22 protein-coding genes are annotated in these 21,385 nt (G+C 73.6%); 13 read left to right on the top strand and 9 right to left on the bottom strand.

The window, feature by feature from the left end:
* Positions 1 to 22: 22 nt before the first annotated feature.
* Positions 23 to 613, top strand: coding sequence for a LutC/YkgG family protein (locus tag Apa02nite_RS26555; RefSeq protein ID WP_203827381.1), 591 nt, complete (start codon positions 23 to 25; stop codon positions 611 to 613).
* A gap of 65 nt (positions 614 to 678) precedes the next feature.
* On the opposite strand, the gene Apa02nite_RS26550 is transcribed toward Apa02nite_RS26555, so the two are convergent.
* Positions 679 to 3,318, bottom strand: a complete 2,640-nt coding sequence (locus Apa02nite_RS26550; RefSeq protein WP_203827380.1) for an ATP-binding protein — start codon at positions 3,316 to 3,318, stop codon at positions 679 to 681.
* A 35-nt stretch (positions 3,319 to 3,353) separates the two neighbouring features.
* Between Apa02nite_RS26550 and Apa02nite_RS26545 the strand changes: the two genes are divergently transcribed.
* Positions 3,354 to 3,728, top strand: coding sequence for a response regulator transcription factor (locus Apa02nite_RS26545; protein ID WP_203827379.1), 375 nt, complete (start codon positions 3,354 to 3,356; stop codon positions 3,726 to 3,728).
* A gap of 316 nt (positions 3,729 to 4,044) precedes the next feature.
* Here Apa02nite_RS26545 and Apa02nite_RS26540 read toward each other — a convergent pair whose 3' ends face one another.
* The gene (locus Apa02nite_RS26540) at positions 4,045 to 4,722 is read right to left on the bottom strand and encodes a sensor histidine kinase (protein WP_239164579.1); all 678 of its coding nucleotides are present in this window, start codon (positions 4,720 to 4,722) and stop codon (positions 4,045 to 4,047) included.
* A gap of 8 nt (positions 4,723 to 4,730) precedes the next feature.
* Positions 4,731 to 5,189, bottom strand: coding sequence for a hypothetical protein (locus tag Apa02nite_RS26535; protein WP_203827378.1), 459 nt, complete (start codon positions 5,187 to 5,189; stop codon positions 4,731 to 4,733).
* A 101-nt stretch (positions 5,190 to 5,290) separates the two neighbouring features.
* On the opposite strand from Apa02nite_RS26535, the gene Apa02nite_RS26530 reads away from it, so the two are divergent.
* The 6 genes from Apa02nite_RS26530 to Apa02nite_RS26505 all read left to right on the top strand — a co-directional run bounded on the left by Apa02nite_RS26530 (position 5,291) and on the right by Apa02nite_RS26505 (position 10,783).
* Positions 5,291 to 6,469, top strand: a complete 1,179-nt coding sequence (locus tag Apa02nite_RS26530; protein ID WP_307871979.1) for an efflux RND transporter periplasmic adaptor subunit — start codon at positions 5,291 to 5,293, stop codon at positions 6,467 to 6,469.
* Positions 6,470 to 6,525: 56 nt separating this feature from the next.
* Complete coding sequence (locus Apa02nite_RS26525; RefSeq protein WP_203827376.1) at positions 6,526 to 7,689, top strand: efflux RND transporter periplasmic adaptor subunit; 1,164 nt, start codon at positions 6,526 to 6,528, stop codon at positions 7,687 to 7,689.
* Positions 7,690 to 7,692: 3 nt separating this feature from the next.
* Entirely contained in the window at positions 7,693 to 8,409 is a 717-nt protein-coding gene (locus Apa02nite_RS26520) for an ABC transporter ATP-binding protein (RefSeq protein WP_203827375.1), read from the top strand.
* Complete coding sequence (locus Apa02nite_RS26515; protein WP_203827374.1) at positions 8,406 to 9,602, top strand: ABC transporter permease; 1,197 nt, start codon at positions 8,406 to 8,408, stop codon at positions 9,600 to 9,602. Before Apa02nite_RS26520 ends, Apa02nite_RS26515 begins: the two co-directional genes overlap by 4 nt.
* 10 nt (positions 9,603 to 9,612) lie before the next feature.
* Positions 9,613 to 10,116: a hypothetical protein gene (locus Apa02nite_RS26510; RefSeq protein ID WP_203827373.1), complete on the top strand. Its 504-nt coding sequence runs from the start codon at positions 9,613 to 9,615 to the stop codon at positions 10,114 to 10,116.
* Positions 10,117 to 10,231: 115 nt separating this feature from the next.
* A complete protein-coding gene (locus Apa02nite_RS26505; RefSeq protein ID WP_203827372.1) occupies positions 10,232 to 10,783 on the top strand; it encodes a hypothetical protein in 552 nt (183 codons plus the stop codon).
* A 15-nt stretch (positions 10,784 to 10,798) separates the two neighbouring features.
* Here Apa02nite_RS26505 and Apa02nite_RS26500 read toward each other — a convergent pair whose 3' ends face one another.
* The 6 genes from Apa02nite_RS26500 to Apa02nite_RS26475 form a co-directional block, all read right to left on the bottom strand.
* Entirely contained in the window at positions 10,799 to 12,931 is a 2,133-nt protein-coding gene (locus Apa02nite_RS26500) for an MMPL family transporter (RefSeq protein ID WP_203827371.1), read from the bottom strand.
* A complete protein-coding gene (locus tag Apa02nite_RS26495; RefSeq protein WP_203827370.1) occupies positions 12,928 to 13,674 on the bottom strand; it encodes an LmeA family phospholipid-binding protein in 747 nt (248 codons plus the stop codon). Before Apa02nite_RS26495 ends, Apa02nite_RS26500 begins: the two co-directional genes overlap by 4 nt.
* A 12-nt stretch (positions 13,675 to 13,686) precedes the next feature.
* Positions 13,687 to 15,117, bottom strand: coding sequence for a sensor histidine kinase (locus tag Apa02nite_RS26490; protein WP_203827369.1), 1,431 nt, complete (start codon positions 15,115 to 15,117; stop codon positions 13,687 to 13,689).
* Positions 15,114 to 15,806: a response regulator transcription factor gene (locus tag Apa02nite_RS26485; RefSeq protein WP_203827368.1), complete on the bottom strand. Its 693-nt coding sequence runs from the start codon at positions 15,804 to 15,806 to the stop codon at positions 15,114 to 15,116. Before Apa02nite_RS26485 ends, Apa02nite_RS26490 begins: the two co-directional genes overlap by 4 nt.
* Positions 15,807 to 15,853: 47 nt before the next feature.
* Positions 15,854 to 16,114, bottom strand: coding sequence for a DUF3040 domain-containing protein (locus tag Apa02nite_RS26480; protein ID WP_203827367.1), 261 nt, complete (start codon positions 16,112 to 16,114; stop codon positions 15,854 to 15,856).
* Between the two features lie 96 nt (positions 16,115 to 16,210).
* A complete protein-coding gene (locus tag Apa02nite_RS26475) occupies positions 16,211 to 17,317 on the bottom strand; it encodes a M20/M25/M40 family metallo-hydrolase (protein ID WP_203827366.1) in 1,107 nt (368 codons plus the stop codon).
* Between the two features lie 95 nt (positions 17,318 to 17,412).
* On the opposite strand from Apa02nite_RS26475, the gene Apa02nite_RS26470 reads away from it, so the two are divergent.
* The 5 genes from Apa02nite_RS26470 to Apa02nite_RS26450 all read left to right on the top strand — a co-directional run bounded on the left by Apa02nite_RS26470 (position 17,413) and on the right by Apa02nite_RS26450 (position 21,332).
* Positions 17,413 to 18,096 (top strand): GNAT family N-acetyltransferase, encoded by a 684-nt coding sequence (locus Apa02nite_RS26470; protein WP_203827365.1) that lies wholly within the window; start codon positions 17,413 to 17,415, stop codon positions 18,094 to 18,096.
* On the top strand, positions 18,093 to 18,734 hold the full coding sequence (locus Apa02nite_RS26465) for a MurR/RpiR family transcriptional regulator (RefSeq protein ID WP_067685613.1): 642 nt from the start codon (positions 18,093 to 18,095) through the stop codon (positions 18,732 to 18,734). The genes Apa02nite_RS26470 and Apa02nite_RS26465 overlap by 4 nt, the downstream gene beginning before the upstream one ends.
* Entirely contained in the window at positions 18,731 to 19,843 is a 1,113-nt protein-coding gene (menC, locus tag Apa02nite_RS26460; protein WP_203827364.1) for an o-succinylbenzoate synthase, read from the top strand. Before Apa02nite_RS26465 ends, menC begins: the two co-directional genes overlap by 4 nt.
* Before the next feature lie 233 nt (positions 19,844 to 20,076).
* Positions 20,077 to 20,604 (top strand): DUF4956 domain-containing protein, encoded by a 528-nt coding sequence (locus Apa02nite_RS26455; protein ID WP_232343928.1) that lies wholly within the window; start codon positions 20,077 to 20,079, stop codon positions 20,602 to 20,604.
* Positions 20,601 to 21,332, top strand: coding sequence for a polyphosphate polymerase domain-containing protein (locus Apa02nite_RS26450; RefSeq protein ID WP_203827363.1), 732 nt, complete (start codon positions 20,601 to 20,603; stop codon positions 21,330 to 21,332). Before Apa02nite_RS26455 ends, Apa02nite_RS26450 begins: the two co-directional genes overlap by 4 nt.
* Positions 21,333 to 21,385: the final 53 nt, after the last annotated feature.

Raw genomic sequence — 21,385 nt, 5'->3', positions numbered from 1 at the left:
CCTCGGAGGGGCGGGGTGAGCGGTGAACTCCAAGGACCTGATCCTGGGGCGGGTGCGGGCGGCGCTGCGGGACGCGCCGGGGCCGGTCGAGGTGCCGCGCGACTATCGGCGTTCGTTCCCGGCCGCCGACCTCGAGGTGCTGGTGGACCGTCTGGTCGACTACAAGGCCGAGGTGCACCGGATCGGTGAGGACGCGATCGCGGCGACGGTGGGCGGGCTGGTGGGCGGTGCTGTGGTCGTACCGGAAGGGTTGCCTTTGTCGTGGCGCCCGCAGGGTGCCCTGGTCGACGACAACCTGACGCCGGACCGGATCGCCGGCGCCGCAGCGGTCCTGACCGGCGCGGCCGTGGCCGTCGCGGAGACCGGGACCATCGTGCTGGACGCCTCGCCGGACCAGGGGCGGCGGATCATCAGCCTGCTGCCGGACGTGCACTTCGTGGTGCTGCGGGCCGCGCAGGTGGTGGCGTCGGTGCCGGAGGCGGTCGCGCGCCTCGACCCGACACGGCCGCTGACCTGGATCAGCGGTCCGTCGGCCACCAGCGACATCGAGTTGAACCGGGTGGAGGGCGTCCACGGTCCCCGCCACCTCCACGTCCTGCTCCTGGACAGCTAGCGGTCCCCGGCCGGCCGCCAGGGGTGTCTCGCGCTGCTCGGCACACCCCTGGGAGCCGGCTGGGGTCAGGTGGCGTGGGTGAGTTCGGTGGAGAGGGACTCCATCGTGGTGGCCAGGTCGTGGGCTTCGGTGTGCAGGTCGCGCAGCAGGTCGATGGAGTGCGCCGGGTGCTGGTGGGCGCGGTCCTCGAGGGTGCCGCAGAGGGCGGCGAACCGGGTGGCGCCCAGGGTGGCCGAGGAACCCTTCAGGCCGTGCGCGAGGCGGGCCAGGTTGCGGGTGTCGCCGGTGGCGGCGGCGCGTTCCATCCGGTCCAGGGTGCCGGGGAGCCGGTCGGCGAAGTTGTGCAGGATCTGGGCGAGGCGCGCACGGTCGCCGGAGGCACCGGCGAGGTCGTCGACACAGGCGCGGATGCTCTCCGACTCGGTGCGGCCGGTGGCGGTCGCGCGGATCAGGGCGGCGCTGGTGGCGGCGGCTCCGGCGGCGGCAGCGGCCCGCGCGGCATCGGCGGTGAGTCCGGCGCGGGTGGTCTCGGCGGTGAGTCCGGCGCGGGCGGCGTCGGCGGCGAGACCTGCGCGGGCGGCTTCGGCGGGGCGGATCGGGGTGGGCTTGGCGTTGTCGTCGGTGGCGGTGCCCGCGGCGGCTGCGGCGTCGGTGAGGATGGTGTCGAGTTCGCGGTCCTGGATCGGCTTGGCGAGGAAGTCGTCCATGCCGGCGCGCAGGCTGGCGGCCTTGTCGTCGACCAGGGCGTTCGCGGTCAGCGCGACGATCCGCGGCGCGCCGTGCGGCGGGGGATCGGCGCGGATGCGTTCGGTGGCGGCCAGGCCGTCCAGGATCGGCATCTGCACGTCCATCAGGACCAGGTCGTACCGGCGGGCGTGGACCGCGGCCACCGCGGCCGCGCCGTCCGCGACGATCTCGACCCGGTGGCCGCGGCGTTCCAGCAGCAGCTCCGCGACCCGCTGGTTGACCGGGTTGTCCTCGGCGACCAGCACCCGCAGCGGCCGGGCGGCGGGCGCGCCGACCGGGACCGGCGCGGCGGCCGGCAGGGTGGCCGGGCGCAGCCGCAACGTCACGGTGAACGTCGAACCCTGACCGGGCCGGCTGTCGACGGTGATGCCGCCGTCCATCGCCTCGGCCAGCCGCTGGCTGATCGCCAGGCCCAGGCCGGTGCCCTCGTAGGTGCGCGTGATCGACGCGTCGACCTGACTGAACGGCCGGAACAGCCGATGCAGCCGGTCCTCCGCGATGCCGATGCCGGTGTCCCGCACCGCGATCCGCACCGTCATCCGCTCGCCGTCCCCGGGCGCGGTCCGGTCCGCGGCGGGCGCGGTCCGGTTCGCGCCGGGCCCGGTCTGGTTCGGGCCGGGCCCGGTCTGGTTCGGGCCGGGCCCGGTCTGGCTCGGGCCGGGCGCGGTCCGGTTCGGGCCGGGCCCGGTCTGGCTCGGGCCGGGCGCGGTCCGGTTCGTGGCGGGTTTGCAGGAGACGTGCACGGTGACCGCGCCGTGTGCGGTGAACTTGACCGCGTTACCCAGCAGGTTCACCAGGATCTGGCGGATCCGGCCGCTGTCGCCGGCGAGCGCCTCCGGGCAGTCCTCGGTCAGGTGGCTGGACAGGTGCAGGCCCTTGGCGTCCGCGGTCAGCGCGACCAGGCTCACCGCCTGCTGCACGCAGGACCGCAGTGCGAACGGCCGCTCGTCCAGGCTGAGCTCGCCGGCCTCGATCCGGGAGAAGTCCAGCACGTCGTTGATGATCACCAGCAGGGCGCCGCCGCTGGTGTGCACGGTCTCGACCAGCTCCCGCTGGCCGGTGTCCAGCTCGGTGTCGAGCAGCAGGCCGGTCATCCCGATCACGGCGTTCATCGGTGTACGGATCTCGTGACTCATGGTGGCCAGGAACGCCGACTTGGCGGCGGTCGCGGCCACCGCCTCGTCGTGGGCCGTGAGGACCGCCGTCATCGACGCGTTCACCGCCTGCGCCATCACGGCCAGCTCCTGCGGCCCGGTCACCTCGGCCCGCCGGCTGAGATCACCCTCCAGGACGCGCTGCGCGGCCGCGGTCACCTGCCGGGCCGGTTCGGTGATCCGCAGGGTGAGCAGGCGGGCGCCGAGCGCCACCAGCGCGGCGGTGCCCAGCGAGACCCACAGGATCAGCCGCCGGGTGCCCTCGGCGCGATCGCGGTTCGCGTCGATCCAGTCGTTCAGCCGGTGGTTCTCGTGCTCCCACATCTCCTCGACCAGGGTCTTCGCCGGCGCCATGTCACTGCCGGGAGCCGTGGCGGCGCCGACGGCCACCGCCCGCGCGATCGCCGTGACGGGTTCGTCGACCATGGGCTCCAGCCGTGCCAGGTACTGCTGGTAGTCCGGGTCCCCGGCGGACTGCGTCCGCAACTTGTCGAGCCGGGCTTCCACCAGCGTGACGTTCTGGTGGACCGCCACGACCCAGCCCGGGTCGGCGGGATGCTGATAGTTCTGGGTCACCTGGTCCAGGCCCTTGATCGCGTCACGAGCCCCGCCGAGCCAACCGAGCAGGTCGTGCGAGTGGCGCAGCGGGGTCCGGCCGTCGACCAGGATCCCGATCCGGACGTAGGCGCTGGTCCCGACGACGGCGAGGGCCACCAGCGCGAGCAGGAACCCGGCCGACAGCATCCGCCCCACGGTCCACCAGGTGAGCCGCCGGTCCGCGATCCGGTCACCGTTCTCCGCCATGGCGATTACTCTAGGTAGCAAGCGAGGGGGCTGCCGTGACTTCCGTTCTGGTGGTGGATGACGATCCGACCGTGCTGGAGATCGTGGAGACGGTGTTGCGGTCCGGCGGGCTCGAGGTGTCGACCCGGCTGACCGGGCGGGACGGGTTGCGGGCCGCGCACGAGCACGTGCCGGACATCGCGGTGCTCGACGTGACGATGCCGGGGATGACCGGGCTCGAGGTGTGCCGGGCGCTGCGGGACGACGCGGAGACCGCGGACATTCCGATCATCCTGCTCACCGGGCGCGGGCAGTGGCTCGACGTGGCGTCCGGGTTCGACGCCGGGGCCGATGACTACCTGGTGAAGCCGTTCACCGCGCAGGACCTGCTGACCCGGGTGGAAGCGCTGACCGCGCCGGGCCTCGCCTGACGAAGACCCGGCACGACCGGCCCTGCCGGCCCTGCCGGCCCTGCCGGCCAGTGGAGGCAGGCTCACCGCCGGTGAGAGTCCGCGATCGGTGCTGAGGGGGCGGCGGGGGGCCGCGTTCGGTGGGGTTCGGGGGCGGTGGCAGGACGCGATCGGGAACTGCGGACGTCTGGCGCCCACCTGGGGGCGGCAGACGTCCGCGAACGGGCATCGCGGACCCGCACCGCCCCTGCAACGACCGGCCCGTGCCCACTCGTGCCCCGGCGACCGCGCCCGGCCAGGCATCGACCACAAGGGTCAAGCCACGGTCAAGCCACGGTCAAGCCACGGGCAGGACCACTCGGAGGTACGCCGTACCGCCCGCACTGTGCACGCCCACGCTGCCGCCGTGCCGGCCGATCACTGCCCGGGCCAGCATCAGCGCCATCGCGTTGCCACCGGTGCCCGCCGAGGTGAACAAGCGGTCGCTGGCCTGCTCGTCGGGGAGCGGGTAGGACACCCGCCAGTGGTCCTCGACCCGTTCGGCGGTGGCCTCGGCGCCGCCGTCGAGGGCCCGTACCGCGCTGAGCAGCCGGTCGAAGACCTGGCGCAGCCGGTCCCGGTCGCCGAGCACCGGGCCGGCCGGTGGGACGGCGTGACAGGCCGCGCCGGCCACCTCGGTGAGCAGGGCGGGCAGGTCGAACTCGGTGCGGGCCAGCGGGATCGTCCCGCTCTCGATGCCGCTGATGGTGGCGATCTCGGCGGTGGTCCGCTCGATCCGGCGCAGGTTGCGGGCGATCAGCGGGAGCGCCTCGTCCAGCAGCGGGTCGCCGGTGCGCTCCGGGAGCATCTCCAGCATGCCGAGCGCCGCGGTCAACGGGGTGCGCAACTCGTGCAGCAGCGCGCTGACCATCTCGGCCTTGGTCGCGGCGAGTTCGGCCAGCGCCCGGTTGTGCCGGCGCAGCCGGTGACGCATCTGCGCCTCGGGGTCCGGCGGGGGCTCGTCCGTCGTACGCAAAAGGGTTGTCACTCACCCGGCGCCGGGAGCACGTCGCCGTGCGCGCCCACCGGGCCGCGCCGGCCGTAACCGCCCAGGTCGGTGCCGCGCGGGATGAAGCCGGTGGGCTCGAGCTCGATGTCGAACTCGCCGGTCTCGGTGCCGCTGCCGCCGCCCGCGCCGGACGGGCGGGCGCCGCCGCAGTCGCCACCCGGTCCGCCGCCGCCCGGACCGCCGGACGGACCCATGCCACCGGGTGCCATGCCGGACGGGCCGCCGCCACCAGGAACCATGCCGGACGGGCCGCCACCGCCGGGTGCGCCCATGCCCGAGGGCATCCCGCCGGGCGCGCAGGCGGACGGCGACGTGCCGGTGTCGGCCGGGGTGTCCTCGTCGTCGCCGGAGGAGTCACCGCACGCGCCGATCAGGAGAGCCGCAGCCAGCGCGGTGACGGCGACCAGGGCGCGGCGCGGGTGCGTGGTCTGCAAGGGTGCTCCTGGGATTTCGGTCCGTCCGGGTACGTGAACAGCCACAATCTACGATTATGAGCAAGGTATCGGGGCAAAACCGGTCTAAACGGCGCATTCGGTTGATCGGTGCCGGGATCGTCGTGGTGGGCGTGGCGACCGGTGTGGTGCTCGCGGTCGTCCGGAACCGGCCGGGCGCGGACACGTCCGCCGAGGTCGTCGCGGTCGCCGTGGACAAGGGCGCGGTCACCCTGGACGTCGCCACCACCGGCACGGTCGAACCGGCCACCACCCGGGAACTCTCGTTCGCGGTGGCCGGCACCGTCGAGGCGGTCAAGGTGCGCGCCGGTACCAAGGTCAAGGCCGGGCAGCTCCTGGCCACCGTGGACGACACCGACGCCGCGGGCGACGTGGACGCCGCGGAGAGCACCCTGACCGACGCGCAGGACCGGCTCGCCGACGCCAAGGACTCGGCCGCCTCGGTCACCGCCTCGGCCACCGTCTGCGCGGCCGCCACCACCGGTGGCAACGGCGGCAACGGTCACCTGGCCGCGGCCGGCACCGCGGCGGCGCGCGCGGGAGAGGCGAGCGCCGCGGCCGGCACCGCTGCGGCGAGCGTGGGAGAGGCGAGCGCCGCGGTCGACGCCGCCGCGACCAGCTGCACCACCCGCGGCTACCCGGACACCGGCAACGACTCGATCCTCAACGCCCAGCAGTCGGTCAACCGGGCCGCGCAGGCCGTCGACAAGGCCGAGGACGCGCTCGACGGCACCGTGATCAAAGCGCCGATCGCCGGCACGGTCGTCGCGGTCACCGGCAGCGTGGGCGACCAGGTGAGCAGCGGCACGACGTTCGTGACGCTGGCCGACACGTACGCGATGCAGGTCCAGGCGGACTTCCCGGAGGCGGACGCCGGCTCGCTGAAGGTGGGGCAGACCGGCACGGTCACCCTCGCCGACCACGACGACGCGCTGACCGGCACCGTGGTGCAGGTCGACCCGGTCGGCACCTCGGACGGCACCCTGGTCCGGTACGGCGTGGTGCTCTCGTTCAGCTCCCCGCCCAGCGACCTGCTCGTCGGGCAGACCGCGCAGGTGCAGGTACGCGTCGGCGAGGCCACCGGCGTGCTGCGCGTCCCGTCCACCGCGGTGCACGACATCTCCGGTGGCAACGGCACCGTGCTGGTGCGCAACGGCAGCCAGTCCGCCCAGCGCACGGTCGCCGTGGGGCTGCGCGGGGACCAGTACACCGCGGTGACCGACGGGTTGGCAGTGGGAGAGCAGGTCGTACGTTCCTGGTGAACTCCGAATCCGCCGACAGGCCACCACGAACCGGTCGCAGCGGACATGATTGCAGTGTGAAAGCCCTTCGCAGGCCCAGCACGGCAGTGAACGCCCTGCTGGCACTACTGATCGTCGGCGCCACGATCTGGGGCGTGAACCTGATCCGGGCCACCTCGTCCGGCAACCAGGCCAGCGCCGCCGACGTGCGCACCGTCGCCGTCTCGCAGGGCACGGTCACCAAGACCGTCAGCGCCGACGGCACGGTGGAGAGCGCCTCGACCGCCGCGGCCACGTTCACCACGGCCGGTACGGTCACCGGCATCAAGGTCAAGGTCGGTGACCTGGTGACCAAGGGCCAGCAACTGGCCGTGGTCGACCCCACCGACGTACAACGGGATCTTGCCCTGGCCGCGGCGAACCTGGACGCGGCGAACGACGCGCTGGACCGGGCGCAGGCCGCGGACACCGACACCACCACCGCGGAGAACGAGGTCGTCTCGGCCGCGCTGGCCGTCGACGACGCGAAGGCCGCGGTCAAGGGCACCACGCTGACCGCGCCGATGGCCGGCACCGTGACCGCGGTCAACGGCTCGCTCGGCGGCTCGTCGGGCGGGTCGAGCTCCTCGTCCAGCGGCGGCGCCGGCGGCTCGGCGAGCACCACGACCACCTCGTCGGGCGGCTTCATCGACCTGGCCGACCTGACCCAGCTGCAGATCACCGCGGCGTTCTCCGAGTCGGACGCGACCGCGCTCAAGGCCGGGCAGCCCGCCACCATCACCTGGAACGCGCTGGAGAGCGCGGAGACCACCGGCAAGGTGGTGTCCGTCGACCCGACCGCGACGACCAGCAACAGCGTGGTCACCTACGGCGTGACGATCAGCCTGCCGGACCCGCCGGACGGCGCCAAGTCCGGGCAGACGGTCAGCGTCGCGGTGGTCACCGGCAGCGTGGAGAACGCGGTACGGGTCAACTCGGCGGCGGTCACGGCCAGCGGGCGGCGGTCCACCGTCACCGTGCTGACCAGCACCGGGACGCAGGAGACCCGGCAGGTCGAGATCGGCCTGGAGGGCGACGACACGTACCAGATCACCTCCGGGCTGACCGCCGGGGAGAAGGTGGTGCTCCCGACCAGCAGCACCACCACCAGCAACTCGGGCACGCGCACCGGGACCGGCTTCGGCACCGGCGGGGGCCTCAGCGGTGGTGGCGGCGCTCCGCCCGCCGGTGGCGGTCGCTGAGCCATGGCTTCGACCCGGCCGGTCCTGGACGTCCGTGACCTGAGCAAGGTGTACGGCGCGGGCGAGACCACGGTGCGCGCCCTCGACGGCGTGTCGTTGCAGGTGGAGCGCGGCGCCTACCTGGCGATCATGGGATCGTCCGGGTCCGGCAAGTCGACGCTGATGAACATCCTCGGCTGCCTGGACATCCCGACCCACGGCCGGTACCTGCTCGACGGGGTGGACGTCAGCCGGCTCACCGACAGCCAGCTCGCGCTGGTGCGGAACCGGCTGATCGGGTTCGTGTTCCAGGCGTTCAACCTGATCCCGCGGACGTCGGCGGTGGCCAACGTGGAGCTGCCGCTGGCGTACTCCGGGATGCGGGCCGCCGAGCGTCGCCGCCGCGCGATGTTCGCCCTCGACGTGGTCGGCCTGGCCGACCGCGCCGAGCACGAGCCCAACCAGCTCTCCGGCGGCCAGCAGCAGCGGGTCGCGGTGGCCCGGGCACTGGTCACCGAGCCGGCCCTGCTGCTGGCCGACGAGCCGACCGGCAACCTCGACAGCCACTCCACCGAAGAGGTCCTCACCGTGTTCGACGACCTGCACGCGGTCGGCCGTACGATCGTGCTGATCACCCACGAGGAGGAGGTCGGCGCCCGCGCCGACCGGCTGGTGAAGCTGTTCGACGGCCGGGTCAGCTCGGACGTCCGGCAGGACCACCTCGGACGGCACGCCGCGTGAACGCCACCGAGATCCTCCGGTTCGCCCTGCGCGGGCTGTCCGCCAACAAGCTGCGCTCGGTGCTCACCATGCTGGGCATCCTGATCGGCGTGGCCGCGGTGATTCTGCTGGTCGCGGTCGGCAACGGCTCGGCGCAGGCGATCGCCGACCGGATCTCGGCGCTGGGCACCAACACCCTGACCGTGATGAGCACCAGCCGGGGGAGCAGCAGCGGCGGCGGCCTGAGCCTCAAGGTCGCCGAGGCGCTGCAGGACCCGGTGCTGGCGCCCGACGTCAGGTCCGTGTCGCCGGTGGTCAGCACGTCGGCGACCCTGACGTACGAGGGCAGCGACCACGACGTCAGCTCGTTCGTCGGCACCACACCGGACTGGTTCGGCGCCTCCAACTTCCCGGTCGGCTCCGGCGCGCTGTTCACCGCCGACGACGAGGCGCAGGCCCGCCGGGTGGTGGTGATCGGGCAGACCGTCGCCGAGGAGCTCTTCGCCGGCACCGACCCGGTCGGCCTGCAGGTCACCGTCGGCGGGGCGCTGTTCACCATCGTCGGCGTGCTCGACGAGAAGAGCTCCAGCGGGTTCAGCGACTCCAACGACACCGCGGTCGCGCCGATCTCCGCGGTCCGGCAGGTGCTGGCCGGGTACGGCGCGCTCAGCTCGATCCTGGTCGAGGCCCGCGACAGCGACCTGGTCGACACCGCGGAGACCGAGATCGCCACCATCCTCGACCAGAAGATGCCGGCGAGCAGCGACGGGACCACCGCGTACCGGATCCAGAACGCCTCCCAGCTGCTGGAGACGCAGACCGAGACCGCGGACACGTTCACCACCCTGCTCGGGGCGGTGGCCGCGATCAGCCTGCTGGTCGGCGGGATCGGGATCACCAACATCATGCTGGTCACGGTGACCGAGCGGACCCGGGAGATCGGCATCCGCAAGGCCCTCGGCGCGCCCCGGCGGGTGGTGCTGAGCCAGTTCCTGATCGAGGCGACCCTGCTCAGCGTCATCGGCGGCGGCCTCGGGGTGGCCGCCGCGCTGATCGGCAGCCGGTTCTCGATCGTCGGCGTGCAGCCGGTGATCGTGCCCAGCTCGGTCGCGCTTTCGCTGGGTGTCTCCGTGCTGATCGGACTCTTCTTCGGCGGGCTGCCGGCAGCCCGTGCGGCTCGGCTGCGGCCGATCGACGCCCTGCGCTACGAGTGAGGAACGCACCATGAAAGACGACACCGAGGTGCTGCCGCGCACCCCGTCCGAGACCGAGCACCAGGATCTGAACAGCGCCATCGCGCAGGCCGCGCCGAAACGGTGGTGGAACCGGACCACGCTCGTGCTGACCGGGGCGGTGCTGCTGGTCGGCGGGTTCCTCGGCGGCGTGCAGGTGCACAAGCAGTGGGGCGGCAGCAGCTCAGACACCGCGGCGGCGACCGGCGGCTTCCCCACCGGGGCGGGCATGCCGAGTGGCGGGGGGATGGGTCAGAACCAGAACCGCGCGGCGACGCCGGGCGGCGCCACCGCGGGGACCCTCACCAAGGTCGACGGGAACACCCTCTACCTGCAGACCGCGGCGGGTCAGACGATCACCGTACGGGCGTCGGACACCACGGCGGTCACCACGAAGGCGGCCGTCAAGGACCTGACCACCGGCCAGGCGGTCACGGTCACCGGTGTCGCGGACTCCTCCGGGGTCATCACCGCCACCGCGATCACCACCGGGTGATCTTTTTCGGGCACTTCCTGTGGATCGGGGAGCAAATCCAGAGCATCGCCGTCCGGCAGCCGATGAACACCTCAGTCCGGGGCGGCAGGCGCCACGGCGGACCCGAGGAGTTCCGTTGACCTCGATCGGCAGCATCAGCACCAGCGGCAACGCGGCGTTCTACCAGGTGGACCGGGCCCAGTCCGCGGTCGAGAGCCGGTCGAAGCCGAAGGACGACCCGATGGCCCGGGTCGCCGACGCGCTCGGGCTCAGCCACGACGAGCTGAAGTCGCAGCTCGGCACCGGCAAGAGCCTGAGCGACGTGGCCACCGACCGGGGCGTCACCCACGACGAACTCATCTCGGCGATCAAGTCCGGCATCTCCACCTCGTCGACCTCCGGCACCTCGGGCAGCGCCGACGCGATGGCCGAGCAGATCGCCGCCGGCAAGGGCGTGACCCCGCCGCCGCAGCCGGCCCCCGCCCCGCGGGGCGAGAACGCCGGCCTGCAGGACCCGGACAAGCTCAAACAGGTCAGCGACATGCTGGACATGGACACCACCGACGTGACGGCCGCGGCGACCAGCGCGTCCAGCCTGGTCAGCATGCTGCAGACCAAGGGCGTGGACCTGACCCAGCTCAAGGACGTCCTCAACCGCAGCGGCGACCTGCTCGACGTCCGGGCCTGAACAACGCGGTCCGGGTCACCGGGCGGCGTCTGCCGCCCGGTCCCCGCCGGGGGTCCACCAGTTGGCCCGCCCCAGCAGGACCATCGTGGCCGGGACCAGCAGGCCGCGGATGACCGTGGCGTCGATGGCTACCGCTACCGCCAGGCCGACGCCCATCATCTTGACCACCGGGCTCGGGCTCAGCACGAAGCCGGCGAACACGCACACCATGATCAATGCGGCCGAGGTGATCACCAGGCCGGTGCCGGCCAGGCCGTCGCGGACCGAGCGGGCGTTGTCGCCGGTGGCCAGCCAGGCCTCGCGGACCGCGGTGAGCAGGAAGACCTCGTAGTCCATGGACAGTCCGAAGAGCAGCGCGAACAGCATCATCGGCACGTAGGACTCGATCGGCGTCGGCCCGTCGAGCCCCAGCAGCGCGGCGCCCCAGCCCCAGGCGAAGACCGCGGTCAGCACACCGTAGGCGGCGGCGACCGAGAACAGATTCATCACCGCCGCCTTGACGGCGACGACCGGGGCACGGAAGGCGAGATACATCAGGAAGGCGGCGAGCAGGACGACAAGACCGATCACGTACGGCATCCGCGCGCCGACCCGCCCGGCCAGCTCCGCCTTCACCGCCGTCGGGCCGGTCACGTGCACCGTCCACCCGGCCACCGGGGTCGCCCGGAGCGTGTCCACGATCCGCACCGTCCGCGGATCGGCCGGTGCGCTGTCCGGGATCACCCGGATCGTCGCCACCAGCCCGTCGGCGGAGAGCCGGGCCGGCGGGGCCTGCGTGACGCCGGGCACCGCCAGGATCGCGGCCTGCAGAGCCGCGACGTCCGCACCGGCGCCGCGCTCGGCCACCACGGTGATCGGGCCGTTGACGCCGGGGCCGAACGCGTCGCCCAGCACGTCGTACCCGATCCGGGCCGGGCTGCCGGCCGGCTCGTCGCCCGCGTCGGTCTGGCCCAGCGTCATCTGGGCCGCAGGCGCGGCCAGCACCAGCAGCAGCGCCACCGGCGCGAGCGCGTAGGGCCACGGCCGCCGGGTCACCCGGTCAGCGAGCCGCCCCCACCCCGAATCCGGCGCGGTGGTCCCGGCCGCGCCACCGCGACCGGCTCGGCGGCGACCGATCGGCAGGGCGTCGATCTTCGGGCCCAGCACCGCCAGCAGCGCGGGCAGCAGGGTGACCGCCGAGGCCACCGCGACCAGCACGATCAGCCCGGCCGTCCATCCGAGCGTGCCCAGGATCGGCACCCCGGAGACGGCCAGCCCGGCCAGCGCCACGATCACGGTCCCGCCCGCGAACGCCACCGCGCTCCCCGACGACGCCACCGTCCGCACGATCGCCGCGTCCCGGTCGACGTTCCGGGACGGCATCGCCCGGTACCGCGTGATCAGGAACAGCGCGTAGTCGATGCCCACCCCGAGCCCGATCATCGTGGCGACCGTGGTGGCCACCGCCGGCATCGGCGTCAGATGCCCGATCAGCCCGATCCCGCCGATACCGCAGACCAGTGTGATCAGCGCGGTGAGCAGCGGCAACCCGGCCGCGACGAGCCCGCCGAACGCGACCACCAGCACCAGCAGGGCCACACCGAGCCCGACGATCTCACTGGTCCGGGTGCTCGTCTCGGCCCGCGCCAGCGCCCCGCCCGGCAGCACCTCGAGCCCGGCGTCCCCGGCCGGCTGCGCCGCGTCCAGCACCGCGTCGACGAGTGCGCCGCCGACGTCGCGCGGCCCCACGTCGAACTGCACCGCGAGGTAGCCGGTCCGTCCGTCCGCGCTGAGCGACCCGGAGGCCGCGCCCGGCGCCGCCACCGACACGACGTGGTCCAGGTCCGCGATGCGGCTCACCGCGGTCTCGATGCTTTTCCGGTACGACGGGGAGTCCACCCGCCCGTCCCGCGCCCGCAGCACCACCGACCCGCTCGCCCCGTCCCCGCCGGGGAAGTGCGCGGCGATCAGGTCCCGCCCGCGCTGGCCGTCGCTGCCGGGCAGCGTGGTGTCGTCGTCCACCGGCCGCCCGAACCCGGCCACCAGCCCGGCCACGACCAGCGCCGTGACCAGCCACCCGGCGATCACCCACCACGGCCGCCGCACCGCCACCCGCCCGATCCCGGCGAACACCCGATAGGTCCCGCTGCCCTCGTCCGCCGCACTCATCGCTGGTTCTCCCCACAGTCGCGCCCGGCCCTGCCGCCGGCCGTCGCGCCGGTCCCGGTGTCGCGGGGCACGGCGACGTCCGTGCCGTCCACGGTGATCTGGAGGCCGTCCTCGGCCGCCTCGGCGCCCCGGTAGTGCAGCCCGCCCGGCAACTCCGGGAGCGGGATCGTGCGCGGGGCCGCCTTCTCGCCGAGCTGCGCCGCCGGCAGCCGTACCCCGATCACCGGGATCTCCACCTCGACCGGCCGGACCACGAGCGCATCCCCGGCGATCTCCGGCACCGCGTGCACGACCACCGGCACGTCCCGCCCGAGCACCTGCGTGGTGACCGCCATCCGCAGCCGCCCCGCCCCGTCGTAGCCGAGCCCGCTCAGCCCGGCGACCCCGGTGGACGCGGCTGTCCCCGCGTACGACATCGTCGCCGTGACCGTGAGGGAAGCGGCCCGGAACGCATCGCCGGCCGTGCGCACCTGCCGCGCCGTGGCTCGCAACCCGCCGCTGAACCGCCCCACGGTGACCGAGGCGGCCGTCACCCGCACCTCGTCGAAGCGGCCGCGCGCGAGCTGGGTCAGGAACGGGATCCCGCCCAGCGTCACCTCCGGCGGCTCGGTCAGGCCGGCCGCGCAGCGCAGTCGTTCGGCGAGCCGGTCCGCGGCGCTCGTCGCGGCGTACCGGTCACCGGCGGACCCGGCCGCGACCAGCCCACCCAGCACCGCGCCGGTAATGATCAATGATTTTCGCACCCGGTCATGCCATCAACCGCCGGTGACACCGGGGTGCGAGCCGGATGAGAGTTCGTTAGGAACCCCGGGCAGGGCGAACCAGACCGTGGCGCCGGCACCCGGGGACGACACGATGCCGGTCTCGCCGCCGTGGGCGCGCACCGCCTCGGCCACGATCGCCAGGCCGAGCCCGGCGCCGCCGGACCGGGCGCGGGACTCCTCGGCCCGCCAGAACCGTTCGAACGCGTGCGCCGCCGCCTCCGCGCTCATCCCCGGACCGGTGTCACGCACCGCGACCCGCACCCGATCCCCGGTCACCACCACGCTGACCTGCGCGGCCGCGCCCGGCGGCGTGTGGGCGCGGACGTTGCCCAGCAGGTTGGCGAGCACCTGCCGCAGCGTGCCGTCGTCCCCGGCCACGATCACCGGTGGGCCCGCGGGCACGGACACCGTCCACGGGCGGGACGGCTCCACCGCGCTCGCGTCCGCGACCGCGTCCCGGATCAGCGCGGTCAGGTCGACCGGGTCCCGCCGGGCCGGCGGGTCGGCGTCCAGCCGCGCGAGATACAGCAGCTCGTTGACCAGGGCGCCCATCCGCCCGGCCTCCTCCTCGATCCGGCGCAGCACGTCCGGCCGGGCGCCGAGGTCGATCACCCCGGTGCGGATCAGCTGGAGATATCCGCTGATCGAGGTGACCGGGGTGCGCAGCTCGTGCGAGGCGTCCGCGACGAACGCCCGCATCCGCTCCTCGGATCGTTCCCGGGCGGTCATCGCCGCCTGGATCCGGGTCAGCATCCGGTCGACGGCGGTGGACAGCCGCCCCACCTCGGTACGGGCGGCGGCGCTGCCCGCCGGTGGCGCGCCGGCCCGGCGGTCCAGGTCGCCGCCGGCGATCGCGGCGGCGGTGGCGGCGATCTCGTCCAGCGGGCGCAGCCGCCGGTGCACCAGCCAGCGGGCCAGCAGGGTGAGCAGCACCAGCACGACCGCCCCGGTCAGCGCCGCGATCAGGACGAACCGGGCGACCGTGTTGCGGACCGGCGCGAGGGGCAGGCCGACCAGCACCCGGGAACCGCCGGGGAGCGGCACGAGCCGCACCCGGTACCGGGCCCCCGCCGTGTCGGTGATCGTCTGCACGGTGACGCGGGCCGGGTCGGCGCGGTCCAGCAGCGGGTCCGCCGGCAGCGGTGAGCCGCTCGCGAAGCGCAGGGTGCGCCCGTCGGCGCGGCGGTACTCGATCAGGTATTCGGTCACCGACACCACCGAGCGCAGCTCCGGCCCGTCCGGGACCAGGACCGTGGCCCGCTGCCGCACCAGCTCGGCCGCGGCGGCGAGCTGCTCGTCGGTGCGCTCCAGCAGGTACGACCGCAGCGCCACCGCCGCCGTACCGCAGGTCACCAGCAGTCCCGCCGCGGCCAGCGCCACCATCGACGTGACCAGCGAGAACCGCAGGGTCCGGCGGGTCACGGCGCAGCGGCGCGCAGCGCGTACCCGAAGCCGCGATGCGTGACGATCAGCGGCGGCCCGTGCCGGTCCAGTTTGCGGCGCAGATAACCGACGTACGTGTCGACCACGTTGGAGACCGCCGGGCTGTCGAACTCCCAGACGGCGGCCAGGATCTGCGCGCGGGACAGCACCCGGCCGGAGTGGGTCAGGAAGTACCGCAGCAGCTTCAGCTCGGTGGGGGAGAGCGGCACCTCGGTGCCGGCCCGGCGCACCTGCAGCGTCTCCTGGTCGAGTTCCAGGTCCGCGTACCGCAGGACCGGGTCGGGGGCCGCCGGGCCGCGGACCCGCCGCAGCACCGCCCGCACCCGGGCCAGCAGCACCTCCACGTCGAACGGCTTGGTCACGTAGTCGTCCCCGCCGTACGCCAGACCGGACAACTGGTCGGCGCGCGCGTCCCGGGCGGTGAGGAAGATGATCCCGGCGTCCAGCCCGTCGGCCCGCAGCCGCCGGCACACCGCCAGCCCGTCGCCGTCCGGCAGCATCACGTCGAGAAGCACCAGGTCAGGAGGCCGGGCGGCAGCGACCGCGACGGCCTCGGCCGCGGTGGTGGCGGTGTCCACCCGGAACCCGTGGAACCGCAGCACGGTGTCCAGCAGGTCGACGATGTTCGGCTGGTCGTCGACGACGAGGACGCGGGGGCTGACGCTCATGACCCGCCCATCACAGCACGGGTGTGTGAGAACGCGATGAGAATCGGTCAGCGGGCGCGGCGGCGGAGCAGGATCACGGCGATCGCGGCGGCGAAGAGGTCGAGCAGGATCAGCACCCCGGGCCAGCCGAACAGCAGCATCACCAGCGGGACCAGGATGAACAGCAGCGCACACAGGATCGGTACGGCCGGTGACGCGGGTTCCGGCCGGGCGGGCACCGGGCCGGCCATCCGGGCGGCGAAGGCGGAGTCACTCCGCAGCTGGTATTCCAGCTCGGCCAAGCACCGGCGCTCATAGTCGTTCAGCATCGAAGTCACCCCCGGGGGTCTCCAGTGCCCGGCACGTTTACCCCGGTTCCGAACCGCCCAAACGGGTTGCACAATCACGCAAACCCCATGAAAGGGTCAGGCGAGCCCGTCCCGGTCACCGAGCAACGCGGTGAGCAGTGCGACCCGCTCCGCGATGCCGGCCACCGACACCCACTCGGTCCGCGCGTGCGCCCCGCCGCCCCGGGGCGCCAGCCCGTCCACGGTCGGCCGCCCGAGTGACCCGGCGGTGTTGGTGTCCGCGGCGCCGTCGGCCGGCCGGCCACCGAGGTCCTGCCCGATCCCGGCCGCGATCGCGGCCACCCGGGCCAGCAGCCGGACGCCCGCCTCGCCAGGCTGCCAGGTCGGCCGGTGCGACAGCAGCCGGGTACCGACCGTGGCCCGTGGCCGGATCGCCCGCAGTGCGGCCAGCTCGCCGAGCACGACCCGTTCGTCCTCCGGGTCGGCGAACCGCAGCCCCAGGTCGGCGTGCGCCGCGCCGGCGACCACATTGGTGCGCCCGCCACCGGCGATCACCCCGGTGTTGACCAGCACCGGCCGTCCGGCGCCGAGCTCCCGCACCCGCAGCAGCTGGTCCACCAGCTCGTCGATGGCGTTCGCGCCGGCCTCCGGGTCGAGCGCGGCGTGCGCCTCCACCCCGGTCACCTCGATCCGGGCCCGGGTGCTGCCGCGCCGGCCGGTCTTCAGGTCGCCACCCGGGTGCGGCGGCTCCAGCCCGAGCACCGCCCCGGCCCGCCGGGCCTCCGCCTCGACCAGCCCGGTCGCGGTCGGCGACCCGATCTCCTCGTCGGCGACCACCACGATCCGCAGCTCCGGATGCGGCCGGCCGGCCACCGCCGTCACCGCCGCGAGCAGCGCCGCGATCCCGGCTTTCGTGTCGTAGACGCCGGGCCCGCGGATCACGTCCCCGTCCACGGTCCACGGCAGGCCGGCGAGGGTGCCGACCGGCCACACCGTGTCGTAGTGGGTGAGCAGCAGCACCGGCGGGCCGCCGGGCACGTCCCGGGCCGGGAGTGTCCAGATCAGGTGGTCGCCGGTCGGGTGTTCCTCCCGGGCCGTGTGCAGGCCGGCCGCGGCCGCGTCCGCCTCGAGCATCCCGGCCAGCGCGGCGAGCGCCGCCGGATCACCGGTGGGCGACTCGGCGTGCGTGTAACGGTGCAGCGCGGTTATCACGGAAGACGACATATACGAACGCTAAGTAGTGCCATCCTTGTTGTCAACGAGCGGGTATGCCGACAGGATGAGGGTTATACGTTCCCTATCTTGGCGAGGGAGATCGGATGGACGTGACCGTGCGCGACCTGGACGGCATCGCCGAGTGGACGGCGGCGGCCCGGCTCTACCGCGAGGTGTTCGGGTACACGGATCCGGCGTTCGGCCTCACCCCGCGCCTGCTGGCGGCGCTGCGCCGCAACGGTGGCTCGGTGATCGGGGCGCTCGGCGAGGACGGCGCGCTCGTCGGGTTCTGCTTCGGGTTCAGCGCGGTCGAGGACGGCGAGTTCTACCACTACTCGCAGGCCGCGGTGGTCGCGCCGGCCGCACAGGGCAGCGGCGTGGGCCGGCTGCTGAAGCACGCCCAGGCGGCGGTGGCCCGGCGCACCGGCGCGCGGACCATGCGGTGGACCTTCGATCCGTACGCGCTGCGCAACGCGCACTTCAACTTCGCCGTGCTGGGTGCGACCGGGATCCGGTTCGGCGCCGACTTCTACGACGAGCCGGGCACCGACCGGGTGCTGGTCAGCTGGGATCTGGACCCCGCCGGGCGCACGTGCCGGGACGGCTCGGACGCGGTCGTGGTCGCCGCCGGGGACCGGTTCGCCGCGCCCGATCCCGCCGACCGGGCCTGGCTGCGGCAGGAGCTGGTGGCGCGGTTCGCGGCCGGCCGGCACCTGGTCGGCGTGGTCCGGCCGGACGGTGATCCGGCCCGGGTGGCGTACCAGTTCCGGCCGGGGGACGCGGCGTGACCGCGCACTCGACGCCCGCGGACCGGTTCGACCGGAACGTGCAGCGCCGCTCGGCGAAGGTGCTCAAGCAGCGGGTGCTGGAGCAGCAGCGGACCGAGTTCGATCAGGCGCTCGGGTGGGCGGCCGAGCAGGACTCGATCGAACGGACCGCGGCGCTGATCGTGTCCGCGCGGCGGCGGTTCCTGATCGGGTACGGCAAGTCGCAGAGCTACGCGTCGCTGCTCGCCGCCGACCTCAGCGCCGGGCTGTCCGGGGTGCACCTGGTCGACGGGGCGCCGCTGCGGGCGCTCGACGTGCTCAGCGACATCCGCCGAGGAGATCTGCTGGTCGCGGTCTCGCTGGAACGGTACCGGCGGGAGACGGTCGAGGTCGCTTCCGCTTACGTACGACACGGGGGTGAGCTGGCGCTGATCACCGATGCCGAGGATGCCCCGCTCGCCGGGCTGGCCGCCGCGCGGATCGTGGTGGCACCGCGCAGTGCCTCGTACGTCAACTCGCCCACCTCGATCGTCCTGGCGCTGCACCTGCTCGCCACCTTGACCACCGCCAGTGCCAAAGGCGCCGGCCGGCGCCTGCGGGAGCGCGACGCCCTCGCCGCCGAACTCGGCCTGTACGGTCTCCCGGCGGAGGAAGCATGACGCGAACGACGCACGTCGCGCTCCGCCGGGTACGCCTGCCGCTGGTGCACCGCTTCCAGACCAGCTCGCACGCCAAGCGCGACCTGGAGCACATCCTGGTCGCGCTCACCGACGCCGACGGTGTCACCGGCTGGGGCGAGATCGCGTCGCCGAGCGGCCCGTTCTACAGCGCCGAGACGACCGAGAGCTGCTGGGCGGTGGCCCGCGATCACCTGACCCCGCTGGTGCTCCGCACCGAGTGGGAGCATCCGGCCGAGCTGGCCGCGGCGCTCGGCAAGGTCCGCGGGAACCACTTCGCGCGGGCCGGGTTCGACATGGCCGCCTGGGCGCTGTGGTCACTGCGGCGCGGGATCCCCCTCGCGACGGCACTGGGCGGCACCCGGTCCCGGGTCGAGGCGGGCGTCTCGCTGGGCATCGAGCCCACCGTCGACGCGCTGCTCGACCAGGTCGCGCTGCGGGTGGCCGAGGGCTACCGGCGGGTCAAGCTGAAGATCGCGCCGGGCTGGGACGCCGAGCCGGTCCGGGCGGTCCGGTCCGCGTTCCCGGAGCTCGCCCTGCACGTCGACGCGAACGGCGCCTACCCGTCCGGCGAACGCGCGGTCTTCCGCGAGCTGGACACCCGCGGGCTGCTGATGATCGAGCAGCCGTTCGCGCCCCGCGCCCTGGTCGCGCACGCCGCGCTGCAGGCCGAGCTGGCCACCCCGATCTGCCTGGACGAGTCGGTCGAGGACGTCGACGACCTGGTCACCGCGCTGCGGCTGGGCGCCGGCCGGATCCTCAACATCAAGGTGTCCCGGATGGGCGGGCTCACCCCCGCGGTCCGCGCCCACGAGCTGGCCCGCGCCGAGGGACTGCCGGTCTGGTGCGGCGGCATGCACGAGTTCGGCATCGGCCGGGCCGCGAACGTGGCGCTCAGCGCGCTGCCCGGCTTCACCCTGCCCTCGGACGTGTCCGGCTCGGACAAGTACTACGCCCGGGACGTCACCACCGCGCCGATCGTCTGCCGCCAGGGTTTCGTCGCGGTGCCGGCGTCGGCCGGTCTCGGCTGGGAGCCGGACCTGCCGTTCATCGACGAGCACACCACCGGCCGGGCCTCCTTCCCCGGGTGAGGGTCGGCGCAGGTCCGGGCGCTCGCACAGGCTCAGCACAGCAGATTCTGAGGAGCCTTTGAGGTACGGGACGGTGGTCCGTCAGGGGGAAAGCGCTTACCGTAACCATCGAAGTTCACCGATACGTAACCCTGCGGCTGCGAACCGTTCAGGCGGGCTCTCGCGGCCGGAAACCCTCGGGAGGTCGCCCCACTATGCACCGGATCGCGTTGTTCGGGATAGATCTCCTCGCTGTGAGTGTGCTCGTTTTCGGGCTGTACTTCCCCCGGCATCGGCGACGGGACCTGGTGGTCGCGTTCCTCGGCGTGAACGTCGGTGTGCTCGCGGTGGCCGGATCGCTCAGCGGCAGCACGGTCAGCGCGGGCCTCGGCCTCGGGCTGTTCGGCGTGCTGTCGATCATCCGGCTCCGCTCCACCGAACTGGACCAGCACGAGGTGGCGTACTACTTCTCCGCGCTGGCGCTGGGCATCCTCGGGCCGCTCACCGACGGCGAGCTGTGGGTCGGCCCGGCGCTGATGGGCCTGATCCTGCTGGTCATGTACCTCGGGGACCATCCCCGGCTGTTCCCGTCGTACCGGCGGCAGGTGCTGGTGCTGGACGCCGCGTACACCGACCAGACCGCGCTGCTGGCGCAGGTCGAGCGGGTGCTCGGGGCCCGGGTGCACGCGGTCACCGTGGAACGGGTCGACCTGGTCAACGAGACGACCGTGGTCGAGGTCCGCTACTCGGCGATCGGCAACCTGGTCGGGGCCGGCCGATGAGAACTCTCGAACCGATCTCGCTCCTCGAGCTCACCGAGAAGGCCGAGCTGCAGACCAGGGTGGACCGCAAGTACGTGCTGCGGCTGGAGGACGCGCTGGCCCTGCTGCCCGCGCTCGACCCGGCCACCCGGGTGCTGGAGATCGACGGGCGGCGCCGGTTCCGCTACCGCTCCGCCTACTTCGACACCCCGGACCTGGTCAGCTTCCGGCTCACGGCCCAGCGTCGCCGGCGCCGCTTCAAGATCCGCACTCGTACGTATCTGGACTCCGCGCAGTGCTGGCTGGAGGTCAAGACCGAGGGCTCCCGCGGCGGCACGGTGAAGAGCCGGCTGCCGTACCAGGCGGCCGACCAGGACACCGTCGACCCGGGACGCTGGTTCGTGGAGAGCGTGCTCGGCGACCGGGCCGGCATCGTGCTGGTGCCGACCCTGGTCACCCACTACAGCCGGACCACCTTCTACCAGCCCGCGGGTGACTCCCGGGCCACCCTCGACACCGATCTGAGCTGGACCGCGACCGGCGGGGCCGAACTGCGCGCACCCCGCCTCGCGGTGATCGAGACGAAGACCGGCGCTGCCGCGTCCCCGGTCGACCGGCTGCTCTGGAGTCGCGGGCACCGCCCCGCCCGGATCTCCAAGTACGCGACCGGGCTCGCGGCGCTGCGCCCGGAGCTGCCGTCAGCCCCGTGGCGGCGCACCCTGCGCCGCCACTTCACCTTCACCAACTGACCGAGCACACCACTCGGCCGTCTCACCCCGCGCGTGGGGACTTTCGGTGGGCA

The sequence above is a fragment of the Actinoplanes palleronii genome (genome assembly GCF_016862315.1).
Taxonomy (GTDB): Bacteria; Actinomycetota; Actinomycetes; order Mycobacteriales; family Micromonosporaceae; genus Actinoplanes; species Actinoplanes palleronii.
Note: the sequence above shows the minus strand (reverse complement) of the source record. Positions and strands in the feature narration are given on the sequence as shown.

Excerpts from the sequence above, each read along its gene's own strand:
- Apa02nite_RS26550 (WP_203827380.1), bottom strand. The coding sequence starts at position 3,318 with ATGGCGGAGAACGGTGACCGGATCGCGGACCGGCGGCTCACCTGGTGG.
- Apa02nite_RS26520 (WP_203827375.1), top strand. The coding sequence starts at position 7,693 with ATGGCTTCGACCCGGCCGGTCCTGGACGTCCGTGACCTGAGCAAGGTG.
- Apa02nite_RS26510 (WP_203827373.1), top strand. The coding sequence starts at position 9,613 with ATGAAAGACGACACCGAGGTGCTGCCGCGCACCCCGTCCGAGACCGAG.
- Apa02nite_RS26500 (WP_203827371.1), bottom strand. The coding sequence starts at position 12,931 with ATGAGTGCGGCGGACGAGGGCAGCGGGACCTATCGGGTGTTCGCCGGG.
- Apa02nite_RS26485 (WP_203827368.1), bottom strand. The coding sequence starts at position 15,806 with ATGAGCGTCAGCCCCCGCGTCCTCGTCGTCGACGACCAGCCGAACATC.
- Apa02nite_RS26480 (WP_203827367.1), bottom strand. The coding sequence starts at position 16,114 with ATGCTGAACGACTATGAGCGCCGGTGCTTGGCCGAGCTGGAATACCAG.
- Apa02nite_RS26475 (WP_203827366.1), bottom strand. The coding sequence starts at position 17,317 with ATGTCGTCTTCCGTGATAACCGCGCTGCACCGTTACACGCACGCCGAG.
- Apa02nite_RS26470 (WP_203827365.1), top strand. The coding sequence starts at position 17,413 with ATGGACGTGACCGTGCGCGACCTGGACGGCATCGCCGAGTGGACGGCG.
- menC (WP_203827364.1), top strand. The coding sequence starts at position 18,731 with ATGACGCGAACGACGCACGTCGCGCTCCGCCGGGTACGCCTGCCGCTG.
- Apa02nite_RS26450 (WP_203827363.1), top strand. The coding sequence starts at position 20,601 with ATGAGAACTCTCGAACCGATCTCGCTCCTCGAGCTCACCGAGAAGGCC.